General features: G+C 47.0%; 12 protein-coding genes. 9 read left to right on the forward strand and 3 right to left on the reverse strand.

Annotation, left to right across the window (positions count from 1 at the left end; genetic code table 11):
- Window positions 1-12: 12 nt before the first annotated feature.
- Window positions 13-1,425: a ribosome biogenesis GTPase Der gene (gene der / locus LPB140_RS00615; protein ID WP_072558237.1), complete on the forward strand. Its 1,413-nt coding sequence runs from the start codon at window positions 13-15 to the stop codon at window positions 1,423-1,425.
- A gap of 127 nt (window positions 1,426-1,552) precedes the next feature.
- A complete protein-coding gene (locus LPB140_RS00620) occupies window positions 1,553-2,386 on the forward strand; it encodes a glycosyltransferase (protein ID WP_198024127.1) in 834 nt (277 codons plus the stop codon).
- Window positions 2,387-2,390: 4 nt separating this feature from the next.
- On the opposite strand, the gene LPB140_RS00625 is transcribed toward LPB140_RS00620, so the two are convergent.
- Genes LPB140_RS00625 through LPB140_RS00635 form a run of 3 tightly spaced genes read right to left on the reverse strand, consistent with a single transcriptional unit; the run spans window position 2,391 to window position 5,071 of the window.
- Complete coding sequence (locus tag LPB140_RS00625; protein ID WP_198024128.1) at window positions 2,391-3,860, reverse strand: protein adenylyltransferase SelO; 1,470 nt, start codon at window positions 3,858-3,860, stop codon at window positions 2,391-2,393.
- 8 nt (window positions 3,861-3,868) lie between these two features.
- Complete coding sequence (gene msrB / locus LPB140_RS00630; RefSeq protein ID WP_072558240.1) at window positions 3,869-4,315, reverse strand: peptide-methionine (R)-S-oxide reductase MsrB; 447 nt, start codon at window positions 4,313-4,315, stop codon at window positions 3,869-3,871.
- A gap of 33 nt (window positions 4,316-4,348) precedes the next feature.
- Window positions 4,349-5,071, reverse strand: coding sequence for an ankyrin repeat domain-containing protein (locus tag LPB140_RS00635; protein ID WP_232223421.1), 723 nt, complete (start codon window positions 5,069-5,071; stop codon window positions 4,349-4,351).
- Window positions 5,072-5,136: 65 nt separating this feature from the next.
- Between LPB140_RS00635 and LPB140_RS00640 the strand changes: the two genes are divergently transcribed.
- The 7 genes from LPB140_RS00640 to LPB140_RS00670 all read left to right on the forward strand — a co-directional run bounded on the left by LPB140_RS00640 (window position 5,137) and on the right by LPB140_RS00670 (window position 11,460).
- Entirely contained in the window at window positions 5,137-5,784 is a 648-nt protein-coding gene (locus LPB140_RS00640) for an SCO family protein (RefSeq protein ID WP_072558241.1), read from the forward strand.
- Between the two features lie 5 nt (window positions 5,785-5,789).
- Window positions 5,790-6,227 carry a YcgN family cysteine cluster protein gene (locus LPB140_RS00645; RefSeq protein WP_072558242.1) on the forward strand — a complete coding sequence of 146 codons (438 nt, stop codon included), beginning with the start codon at window positions 5,790-5,792 and terminating at the stop codon, window positions 6,225-6,227.
- A complete protein-coding gene (locus LPB140_RS00650; protein WP_198024129.1) occupies window positions 6,181-6,921 on the forward strand; it encodes a M48 family metallopeptidase in 741 nt (246 codons plus the stop codon). The genes LPB140_RS00645 and LPB140_RS00650 overlap by 47 nt, the downstream gene beginning before the upstream one ends.
- Before the next feature lie 138 nt (window positions 6,922-7,059).
- Window positions 7,060-7,893: a 3-mercaptopyruvate sulfurtransferase gene (sseA, locus tag LPB140_RS00655; RefSeq protein ID WP_072558243.1), complete on the forward strand. Its 834-nt coding sequence runs from the start codon at window positions 7,060-7,062 to the stop codon at window positions 7,891-7,893.
- 22 nt (window positions 7,894-7,915) lie between these two features.
- Complete coding sequence (metC, locus tag LPB140_RS00660) at window positions 7,916-9,136, forward strand: cystathionine beta-lyase (RefSeq protein WP_072558244.1); 1,221 nt, start codon at window positions 7,916-7,918, stop codon at window positions 9,134-9,136.
- Between the two features lie 7 nt (window positions 9,137-9,143).
- On the forward strand, window positions 9,144-10,487 hold the full coding sequence (locus LPB140_RS00665; RefSeq protein ID WP_232223422.1) for a mechanosensitive ion channel family protein: 1,344 nt from the start codon (window positions 9,144-9,146) through the stop codon (window positions 10,485-10,487).
- Between the two features lie 202 nt (window positions 10,488-10,689).
- Window positions 10,690-11,460 carry a TorF family putative porin gene (locus tag LPB140_RS00670; protein ID WP_072560073.1) on the forward strand — a complete coding sequence of 257 codons (771 nt, stop codon included), beginning with the start codon at window positions 10,690-10,692 and terminating at the stop codon, window positions 11,458-11,460.
- Window positions 11,461-11,525 lie beyond the last annotated feature (65 nt).

Genomic DNA, 11,525 nt, shown 5'->3' on the forward strand with positions numbered 1-11,525 from the left:
AAGGAATAAGTCATGTTGCCGACAATTGCGATTATCGGTCGGCCCAATGTCGGCAAATCAACTCTATTTAACCGATTAGTGGGCAAAAAATTGGCCCTTGTTGACGATAGACCCGGCGTTACCCGCGACCGGAGGGAGGGGTCTGCGCAGCTGTTCGACCTTAAATTCACCATTGTTGATACAGCGGGATATGAGGAAGATCATATCGAAACATTGCCCGGGCGGATGCGCCAACAAACCGAGGCCGCATTGGTCGGCGCGGCAGGCGCGATTTTCGTTATTGATGGCCGTGTGGGATTAACCCCATTGGATCAGGAAATTGCCCGTTGGCTACGCGGCACCACCGTCCCCATTATTTTGGTGGTGAATAAGGCAGAGGGCAAGGCCGCCGATAATGGCATTATGGAGGCATATGAACTTGGCCTTGGCGAACCAAAACCAATTAGCGCCGAACATGGCGAGGGCATGGCCGAATTATATGAAGGGTTAATGCCTGTCATCGACAAATGGGTCGAGGATAATCCGCAAGAACCCGAAATCACCATGGATGATGAATATAATGTCCGCGATATCGAAGCTGCGACATTACAACTTGCCATTGTTGGGCGGCCCAATGCGGGTAAATCCACCTTGATTAATCGTTTATTGGGTGAAAACCGCCTGATTACTGGGCCAGAGGCCGGCATTACCCGTGACAGTATCTCCATTGATTGGGTGTGGCATGATGAAAACCCACCCGAGGATGTAGATCCCGATCGCAAGGTAAAGTTAATCGACACCGCCGGTATGCGGAAAAAGGCAAAGGTAAATGATAAGCTGGAGCGTTTATCGGTTGCCGATGCCCGCCGCGCCATTGATTTTGCCGAGGTTGTCGTCCTGTTGCTTGACGCGACAAAGGGATTGGAAGTTCAAGATTTGAAAATTGCCGACCATGTCATACAGGAAGGCCGCGCGTTAATTATCGCGATAAATAAATGGGATGTGGCACAAAATACGGGCGCCTTATTTAATGGTATTCGCGGCGCATTGGATGAAGGACTTGCCCAATTAAAAGGCGTGCCGATGATTGCCGTTTCCGCCTTTACTGGCAAGGGCACAGACCAGATGATAAAGGCAGCATTTGATGCCCGCATGGCATGGAGCAGGCGCGTTCCTACCGCCTTATTAAACCGTTGGTTTGAAGGAGCACAGGAACGCAACCCACCGCCAGCACCAGGCGGCAAAAGGATTAAGCTGCGTTATGTGACACAGGCGCGGATACGCCCGCCCAGCTTTGTTTTATTTGGCACACGCGTTGACCAATTGCCCGAAAGCTACCGCCGTTATTTGTTAAATGGCATACGCAAAGAATTGGACTTTGGCGCTGTTCCGGTGCGATTGACGCTGCGCGCGCCCAAAAACCCCTATGCCGATACAAAAAAATAATATGGTATAATTTACGATTATCTCGCTGTTAACGCCATAATAATATCATGTCGGTATATATATCGTGCCAATGGTGGCGGGATATAATATATGTTGATTCGATAAAATGCAGCTACAGGCGATAATTTTGGCGCATAATGAGGAAGAACGCATTGAAAAATGTATTCGATCCATTTTGGCCGAAAATGGGGATTTCCCAATATATATTATTATCAACGGTTCAACCGATGAAACCGCCAATATTGTCCGTAATTTGGCAAAGGATGAAGTGCGCCTGCATCCATTTATTTATGAACAGGGCGGTAAATCGCGCAGCTGGAATCGCTTTGTGATGACGGATTTACCCCAATTTGCCGATTATAATATTTTTATCGATGGAGATGCGGAAATTTTATCAGGATCATTTGCTGCCATGGCCAAAATATTCGCCAAAAATGACATGGTGAACGCGGTGGCCGCCCCGCCAATGAACGGCAGGTCTGCCGAATATTATCGTAAAGAGATGATAGAACAACATTATTTATTTGGCGATTTATATGCTCTGTCGGGTGATTTATTGACCCGTATGAAAGAAATGCACATTAAATTGCCCGATGATTTAATCGGTGATGACGGATATTTATGTTCCATTGCCAAAACCAATTTGCAAAATGAAGATTTTTGGAAAAATGAACGCGTGGCCATTTGCCAAGAAGCGGGATTTTATTGCGAGCCTATTTCTTATTTTTCGCCCAAAAGCTGGAAAATTCAATATCGCCGGATGATAAATTATTCGGTGCGGCATTTCCAAAATAAAATCATCACCCAATATATGCGGGATAAAGGTCCAATATCCATACCCGTAACATTATCGGAAATTTATGCCAATCACCTGCCCAATTTTACCCCGCGCGGCGGTATAAATGCCTATTTTGATCGGCTTGCGTTGAAAAAAATGCGCGAACAAATATTGCGACCTTAACCGCTTATGTCCCGCAAAAACTTTGAAAGGGGGGGCTGTTCATTTGTGGTGGCGCATCAAAAATATCCCATTCCTCCCTTTGTTCAAATGGGTTGGACAGCGCGGCATATAATGCCTTAAACGGGCCGTCATCGCCTTTATATATATAGGCATTTATTGCGGCCTCCACATGATGATTTCGCGCAATGCGCAGGGGATTTGCCCGGCGCATAACATCCAAAATTCTTATTTCATCCATGGATTCCAAATCGCGGCGGCTCTGCCAGGCATTTTTCCATTCATACCAAACGGCCAAATCCATCCCAAAATGTCCGGCCGCAAAATTATCGGCATCGCGCTTTTTCTCACCCAAAAATATAGGGCCAAGTTCGGCAAAAAATTGGGTGAAATCTACCCTATGCTTGGCCAACAGAGTCAAAAGCTCTTTTATCAAATCGCCATCATCCTTATGCACCTCAAACAGGCCAATTTTCTGTGCAAATAAATCCCGCCATGCCGCATCATATAATGCCGTATAGCCGCTTAAAACCGATTGTGCCTTTTCAATCGCCGTTTCAACATTATCATCAATTATGCTTAACATCGCCTCGGCCAACCGCGCCAAATTCCATCCACCAATGGCCGGTTGCTGGCCATAGGCATATCGCCCGCGCCGGTCGATGGAGCTGAACACGGATGCAGGATTATATTCATCCAAAAATGCGCATGGCCCATAATCAATTGTTTCGCCCGATAATGTCATATTATCGGTATTCATCACCCCATGAACAAAGCCAATCGACATCCATTTGGCGATTAACGCCGCCTGACGCTCCATCACATTTTGTAATAATGACAGCGCCATATTTTCATGGGCATCGGCACGCATATTATGCCTATTCAACACATATTCAATAAAGCGGCTTAACAACGCATCATCACCCATGGTGGCAATATATTGCACATGGCCCACGCGCAAATGGCTGGCCGCGCTGCGCACCAAAATTGCGCCGGGAACAGGTCCTGGCTGCGGCACATCGCGCCAAATTTGCTCCCCCGTTTCAATCACCGCCAAAGAACCTGTGGTCGGCACATCCAATGCCGCCATGGCCCGCGCCATTAAAAATTCGCGTAACACCGGACCAAGCCCCGCCTTACCATCGCCGCCACGGGCATAGGGTGTCGCGCCCGATCCCTTTAAATGCAGGTCGAACATCATGCCATTTTGGCCGCTAACCTCCCCCAATAATGCCGCGCGGCCATCGCCCATGCGCGGGTTAAATTGCCCAAATTGATGCCCCGCATATAGCATAGCGACAGTTTTTTCTGCCACATCGTCGCTTTGTAAAGCGGCCAAAATCTCATCGGGGGATAGGTTTAGCTGCGCTGCCAATTTATCATCGACCAACAAAATAGATGCTTTGGGGCCCCAAATCGGGCGAAATGGCGCGGTTAATTGCGGAAAATTTTCGGCATATAGATGGGAAATTTTCACAAAAATGCTTAACCGCTTATTTTACGAAGCGACACGGCATTGATGCAATATCGCAGACCCGATGGCGGCGGCCCATCGGGAAAAACATGGCCCAAATGCGCATCGCACACATTGCACCGTGCCTCTATACGCTGCATCCCGTGGGAAAAATCACCATGATAGGAAACAACATTTTCAGCAATAGGATCGCCAAAGCTGGGCCAGCCAGTGCCGCTTTCAAATTTGCTTTGGCTGTCAAATAAATGGGTGTCGCAACAAATACAGGCATAAATTCCCGGTTCAAATAATGAACACATGCCGTCGCTAAATGGTCGTTCCGTGCCATGTTGGCGGGTCACAAAATATGCCTCTTCGCTTAACAATTCGCGCCACTCTGCATCGCTTTTTTGCACGCGCCTTGGCGGTGTTAAATTTTCACCTTGTGCAATTTCGACAATTTTGTTCCAAGCATTCATATCAATTTATCTAACTTAATATCTATATTATTCCTATTCTGGAGAGGGAAATACCGAAAAATCCAGCTTCCCCTGCGCATTCTTACCATCCGTCGTTGCCGCATCCTTATCGGCTGATTTGTCCTCGATAATCGCCAATATACCAGATGAGCGGCCATCGCGCACGGCATATTCACGCGCCGAAAGTCCGGTCACCGAATCGGTGCGGTCGGGATTGGCCCCTTTATTAAGCAATAATGTCACCAATTCTTTATTTCGCAATTGCACCGCGCGCATTAACGCGGTTTCGCCGCCGCGATTGGTACCATCGACATCGGCCTTATACCGGATTAACCAATCCACCGCCTCTGCATTGCCATATTGCGTGGCCAACATTAACGGCAACATTCCCTCTTTATCGGCAATATTGGGGTTTGCTCCCTTTTGTAATAAAAAACCAACCCATGTGCTATTATTGGATTCCACCACAATATGTAATGCGGTGCGGCCCGTATTACGTTCTTTGGTGTTTATAATTACCGTGCCGGGCTCGCTTAACATTTCATTGACTTTGGTGCCGTCAAATTCTTTTACCGCTTTTAAAAATAAATAACTGTCTGAAAAATTTTGCGCCATGGCCGGTGGGGCAATATGAACAAATGGCACTGCAGAAACAGCACAAAGCAAGGCCGCAGCCATTATGCCATTTTTCAAATTTTTGCCTTTATTGGGCTGGAATTTTTGGTCATTGTTTATGGACTTCTTGGCCTGCTTCATGAATATGCCTCATTAAATGCGAATTATGTTTGATTCCCCCTTAGCAAAAATTGGATAGACCTGTCATGAACAAACAAAAATTTCTTCTTACCGCTTTGTCATTATCATTGGCCGCGCCTTTTATCACCTCTTGCGGTGAAGGAACAATGGCGGATGAAAAACAAGCAATGGAAAGCAGCATTGCGGGAGCAAAAATTGGCGGAGCGTTCACTTTAACCAATCAAGATGGCGGTAAAACCAGCTATAGCGATTTTGATGGCAAATATCGGTTAATTTATTTTGGCTATACTAATTGCCCCGATATTTGTTCGCCTGACACGCAAAATTTAATGGCCGGCCTTAAAATGTTAGAAAATCAGGCACCCGAAAAGGCGGCCTTAATCCAGCCCATTTTTGTGACGGTCGATCCCCAACGCGACACGCCAAAAGTGTTAAAGGAATTTGTCAGCGCCTTTCACCCGCGCCTTATCGGTTTAACGGGCAGCGAAGCGGAAATTGCCGATGCCGCGAAAAAATTTGTGGTTGTGTATAATAAGGTCGAAGGCAGCAGCCCGGAAAATTATTTAATGGGGCACAGCCAAACCGCATTGTTAATGGGAAAAAAGGGTGAACCCATTGCGCTCATCTCGCTCGACAATCCCAATACACAGGAAAATGAGGGTGACCCTGCAAAGGTATTTGCCGAATTAAATAATTGGGTTGTGGCGCCATAATTTTGATGAAAAGCCAGCGCAAATTTTGGGAGCTTCCCCTTGAAAAACTTGACCGTGCGGAGTGGGAGGCTTTGTGCGATGGATGCGGCAAATGTTGTCTTCACAAGGTGGAGGATGATGACACAGGGGATATTTATCACACAAATATAGCGTGCAAATTATTGGATTTGGAAAGCGCAAGATGCAGCGATTATCGCCACCGGAAAATATTTGTACCCGATTGCCTGCGCCTATCGCGCAGTCGAATAAGGGAATATAGCTGGCTGCCACCAACCTGCTCCTATGTATTGCGGGCAGATGACCAACCCCTGCCCGAATGGCATTATTTAATCAGCGGCGACACGCAAAGCATATATAATGCTGGCCAATCGGTGCGTGGGCGGGTTATATCAGAAAATGATGCTGGACCGATTGAGCGCCATATTCTCAAAGAACCATTATGACCCGCAATTCACAATTGACGGCCATGATTACCCGATTTTAATCACCCGCAACGCGCGCGCGCGCAATATATCACTGCGCGCCGACCCAGTGCGACGGGAAATTCGCATCACCATGCCCAACTATGCCCAGACCAGCCAAGCATTGGAATTTGTGGAAAAAAAACGCGAATGGTTAAGCGCGAAATTATCACTTGCCGCAAAACATATCCCCTTTGACCATCGGGCAATAATTGGAATTTGCGGCGAAGAGGTGGAGATTATATGGGATGAAACCGCCAGCCGTCATGTAACATTAAAAGAACAAAAATTATATGTGGGCGGGCCGCGCGACCATATTTCCCCGCGAATAACCAGATGGATAAAAGCACAGGCGCGGAAAATTTTTGCCAAAGATTTGGCCCATTATTGCCAGAAATTGGGCGTAGCGACCCCGCGCCTTTCCATTGGCGATCCGCGCAGCCGCTGGGGCAGTTGTTCCTCCAATGGGACGATAAGGATAAGCTGGCGTTTATATTTTGCCCCGCGATTTGTGCAACGCGCCGTCATCGCGCATGAGGTGGCGCATTTGCGGCATATGGACCATAGCAAGGCATTTTACGCCTTGTTAGACATATTATATGAAGGAAATCGCAAACAGGCGGATAAATGGTTGAAAATGCATGGCACGGGCCTGCACATGGTGGGGCGTGAATGAATTTTTTTATCAAGCGTTCATAAAAATGAAGATTTTTACTTTTTAATGCTTCACATTTACCCCTGCACTCGCCTACACTAATTATATTGCGCCGCACAAGAGTCGCAATTTATACTAATATCAAGCGCGGAGTATGACATGGAACAATTAGTAAGCACCGAATGGCTAGCCAAGGAAATGGGTGCCTCTGACCTACGGATAATTGACGCAAGTTGGTTCATGCCAGATAGCGGCCATGACGCCCGCGCCGAATATGAAGCAGGCCATATTCCCGGCGCCGTATTTTTCGATGTTAACGAAATTGCCGATAACAGCTCCTTACCCAATATGTTGCCCAGCGCCGAAAAATTCGCCAGCCGCATGCAATCGCTTGGCCTTGGCGATGGCAGCCGTGTTGTGGTGTATGATAATAGCCCGTTTAAAAGCGCCACCCGTATTTGGTGGATGCTGACCCTGTTCGGCGCACATAGTGTGTCGGTGCTTGATGGCGGTCTTGCCAAATGGATTGCCGATGGCCACGCATTGGAACAGGGCAAACCAAATTTGCGCCACCGCCATTTCACCGTTTGGAAAGATGACGCATTGGTTAAAAACAAGGCGGATATGCTGGCCAATATTGACAGCTCCAATGCCGAAGTGGTTGACGCGCGCGGCGCAGAACGTTTTGCTGGATCTGGCGAAGAACCACGTGCAGGCATGGCGGCGGGTCATATTCCAGGAAGTAAAAACCTGCCCTATGATCAATTGTTAAACGCCGATGGCACATGGAAACGCGGCGATGATTTACGTGCCGCATTTGACGCGGCGGGCGTTGATTTGGATAAACCCATGATTACCACCTGTGGTTCGGGAATGACCGCCGCAGTGGTATTTTTTGGCGCAAAATTGCTCGGCAAAACCGACATTGCGCTTTATGATGGCAGCTGGGCCGAATGGGGCAGCGATGCCAACACGCCAAAGGCAACATCATAAATTATTGTAGATTGGATTGGCAATGGCGCATGAAGTGGACGGTAAAAAAACCGATCAAAATGCGCCAAATATGGCCACCAAAATCACCCATGGCGGCCGCCGACCGGAATGGACCGGCGCGGTCGTCAATCCGCCCGTCTGGCGGGCCAGCACCCATTTATATGAAAATGTTGCCGCGCAAAAATCCGGCGTAAAATCAGACAGCGACACAAAATTTTTTTATGGCCGCCGTGGGTCGCCGACACAGTGGGCATTGTCCGACGCGCTGACTGATATGGAGGCTGGCGCGCATGGTACATTATTATTCCCCTCTGGCGTTGCGGCCATCAGCTGCGCCTTAATGGCTTTATTAAATCCCGGCGATGTGTTGATGATGAGCGATAATGCATATGATCCATCGCGTGCCTTTGCTAATGGCACGTTAAAACGCATGGGCATTGAAACGCGTTTTTACAAACCCATGGACACACAAGACGTCATTGCCCAAATGTGCGGCAAAACCCGTGTCATTTTGTTGGAAAGCCCGGGCAGCTTAACCTTTGAAGTGCAAGATGTGCCCGCCATTTGCGCAGCAGCCAAAGAACGCGGCATTGCCACCATTTTGGACAATAGCTGGGCCACATCCTATTTCTTTCCTGCCATAGAAAAGGGCGTGGATATCAGCATGCTTGCGGGCACAAAATATATTGTCGGGCATAGCGATGTGATGATGGGCAGCCTGACCAGCACCGAGAAATATTGGAAAAAATTGCGCCAAACTGCGCGTGAATTTGGCCAAATATTTTCCCCTGATGATGCTTATTTGGCGCTACGCGGGCTTCGCACCATGGCGGTTCGTTTGGATCAGCATGAAAAATCGGCATTGAAAATTGCCACATGGTTGGAACAACAATCACGGGTTATTAAGGTGCTGCACCCTGCCCTTGCCTCTTGTCCGGGCCATGAAATTTGGCAACGCGATTTTAAGGGGTCTTCGGGGCTATTTTCATTTATCTTGGATGGAAATGAGGAACAGGCAGAAGCTTTTGTCGATGCGCTGAGCCTATTTGGCATTGGCTATAGCTGGGGCGGGTTTGAAAGCTTGGCGCTATTAACCCATCCTGAAAAACATCGCAGCGCGACCCATTGGCCGAAAAATGGGGAGGCAGAGCAAAGCGGCGCGGTCATCCGCCTGCATATTGGGTTGGAGGACATAGATGATTTAATCGCCGACCTTGCCAATGCATTTAAAAACATGCCATAATGTTTTTATGAATTTATCACAAATCATCGAAAATATTCAAGGCCGCATCCCCGACACCGTTAATGAAGTGGAGCTGTTTAGCTCCTTTGCCTTAATCATCATGGCTGCGTTTATTTCGTGGATAATTGCCAAATTTCTCGCGCCAAAATTATCGGCCAAATTTGGGGAGCATGAAGGCACAATATTTGAGCTGTTAAAATTTCTACCCAAAATAATTTTTGAACTTTTATTCGGTGTCATCATGCTGTCCGCTTTGGCATTATGGTCATGGCAAATTTATGCCGAATTTTGCATTGGATTTGCGGCGGCGCTGGCCATGGCGGCGGCATTAAACCATTTATTACGGGCGGCAAATATTGGTTATTTTGCCTCCGTTGGTTTTTCCATCATCGCTTTTTTCTTTATTTTCACCCAATCAATTGGCGGCCTAACATCCTTAAATATCATATTAAGCTCCATTGGTTTTTCCATTGGGGAATATCGTTTTACATTATGGACGGCAATATCGGGAATTTTTGCCATCATCCTTTTATTGGCCATGGTCCGGCTTAGCAGCCGTGTGATTAAGGCAATATTGCTGCGTAACCCCAATTTGGATGATGCCCAAAAGGCATTGGGCGAGAAATTATCGCTTGTCACGTTGGTGATAATATCATTCTTCATTGGCATTGATATTTTGGGCATTGACCTGACGGCTCTTGCCGTTTTTTCCGGTGCATTTGGTTTGGCCATTGGTTTTGGCCTACAAAAAACATTTGGTAATTTAATTGCCGGCATTATTTTATTGATGGACCGTTCGATTAAACCGGGCGATGTCATTGCTGTGGGCGATAGTTTTGGCGAGGTAAAGAAAATTGGCATTCGCGCGGTTTCCGTGATTACCCGCGATTCCAAAGAACATTTAATTCCAAATGAAAATTTAATGACCAATGAAGTGGAAAATTGGTCATATACCAGCCGCAAGGTGCGGATAAAAATTCCCGTTGGCGTTTCATATAATAGCGAGATGGAGCTGGTCGAAAAATTGATGATACAGGCGGCCAGCGAAACGCCGCGCGTGTTGAAACGGCCCGCGCCTGCCATTTGGTGGTCAAATTATGGCGCGTCCAGCGTGGATTTTGAAATCATGGTTTGGATTAGCGATCCAGAAGAGGGCGTCGGCAATATCCGTTCCGCCGTGTTAAGAAGATTATGGTTTTTGTTTAAAGAAAATGACATTGAAATTCCATTCCCACAACATGATTTGAACATTCGCACCATAGATGATGAATTGGTTTCAAAATTAACGATATTGTCTAAAGACGCCCAAACAGCAAAGAAAATATCGAAAAAACCATCAAAATCGCAATGATATTGCAAATATATATGTGGCGCATTTGCAACAGAGAAAATTAGAAAACAAATTTTCTGCCATTTTATACTTGTTAGCATGTGCAACATTGTCCATGTAAAGAATCTAAATGATTGTCACGGTGCCCAGATGATGGGCAGACAGAATAGGCAACATTTTCGCGCGTTGGGACATGTGTTCGCTTATAATAAAGGGATTAAATATGTTCACCTCTCCTGCCAATTTCGGCAAAATGGCTGTTTCTGGCCTTCTCCTATCACTTTCCACCACTGCATTATCTTCTGCTGCATTTGCGCAGGAAAATGACAGTGCAACCGCAGCACCCGGCCCAATTGAAATTTCCGGCAATGTTGCGCTTACCTCTGATTATCGTTTTCGCGGCATTGGTTTTTCCGATGGCGATATTGCCGTTCAAGGCGGCATTGATTTAAGCCATGAAAGCGGTTTTTATGTCGGCACATGGGCTTCATCTATCGAAGACAGCCCAACCTATGGCCATACCGAACTTGACATTTATGGCGGTTGGTCCGGCGATATTGCCAGCGGATTAAATTTGGATGTTGGTTTATTATATTATGCTTATCCAAATGGCAAAGTTGGCCCTAGCGAATATTTTGAACCCTATGCCAAATTATCTGGTTCATTGGGTCCTGCAGAATTGACCGTTGGTGCGGCCTATGCCCCCAAACAACAAGCAATTGGCAGCAATGACAATATTTATGTTTTCACCGATTTGGGTGTCGGCATCCCCAACACGCCCATCACGTTAAACGGTCATTTTGGATATAATAATGGTTCGCTTTCTGCGGTCAGCCTAGACGGGGATTATATCGATTATTCAATTGGCGCCGATTATGCGATTACCAGCAAATTGACCGGTTCGTTGAAATTTGTTGGCACAGACCGTGACACACCAAAATTTAAAGGCTTTAACGACGACGCCGTCGTGTTCACATTGGGATATAGCTTTTAATATCGGTTAAAAAATACCCAGTTAAAATGGGGGGAAGAATGGTCGGCCCAAATGGGTCGGCCATT

The organism is Sphingorhabdus lutea, assembly GCF_001889025.1.
In the GTDB taxonomy this organism is placed as follows: domain Bacteria; phylum Pseudomonadota; class Alphaproteobacteria; order Sphingomonadales; family Sphingomonadaceae; genus Sphingorhabdus_B; species Sphingorhabdus_B lutea.

Excerpts from the sequence above, each read along its gene's own strand:
- LPB140_RS00670 (WP_072560073.1), top strand. The coding sequence starts at position 10,690 with ATGTTCACCTCTCCTGCCAATTTCGGCAAAATGGCTGTTTCTGGCCTT.
- LPB140_RS00645 (WP_072558242.1), top strand. The coding sequence starts at position 5,790 with ATGAAAAGCCAGCGCAAATTTTGGGAGCTTCCCCTTGAAAAACTTGAC.
- LPB140_RS00640 (WP_072558241.1), top strand. The coding sequence starts at position 5,137 with ATGAACAAACAAAAATTTCTTCTTACCGCTTTGTCATTATCATTGGCC.
- sseA (WP_072558243.1), top strand. The coding sequence starts at position 7,060 with ATGGAACAATTAGTAAGCACCGAATGGCTAGCCAAGGAAATGGGTGCC.
- der (WP_072558237.1), top strand. The coding sequence starts at position 13 with ATGTTGCCGACAATTGCGATTATCGGTCGGCCCAATGTCGGCAAATCA.
- LPB140_RS00650 (WP_198024129.1), top strand. The coding sequence starts at position 6,181 with ATGATGCTGGACCGATTGAGCGCCATATTCTCAAAGAACCATTATGAC.
- LPB140_RS00635 (WP_232223421.1), bottom strand. The coding sequence starts at position 5,071 with ATGAAGCAGGCCAAGAAGTCCATAAACAATGACCAAAAATTCCAGCCC.
- metC (WP_072558244.1), top strand. The coding sequence starts at position 7,916 with ATGGCGCATGAAGTGGACGGTAAAAAAACCGATCAAAATGCGCCAAAT.
- LPB140_RS00665 (WP_232223422.1), top strand. The coding sequence starts at position 9,144 with ATGAATTTATCACAAATCATCGAAAATATTCAAGGCCGCATCCCCGAC.
- msrB (WP_072558240.1), bottom strand. The coding sequence starts at position 4,315 with ATGAATGCTTGGAACAAAATTGTCGAAATTGCACAAGGTGAAAATTTA.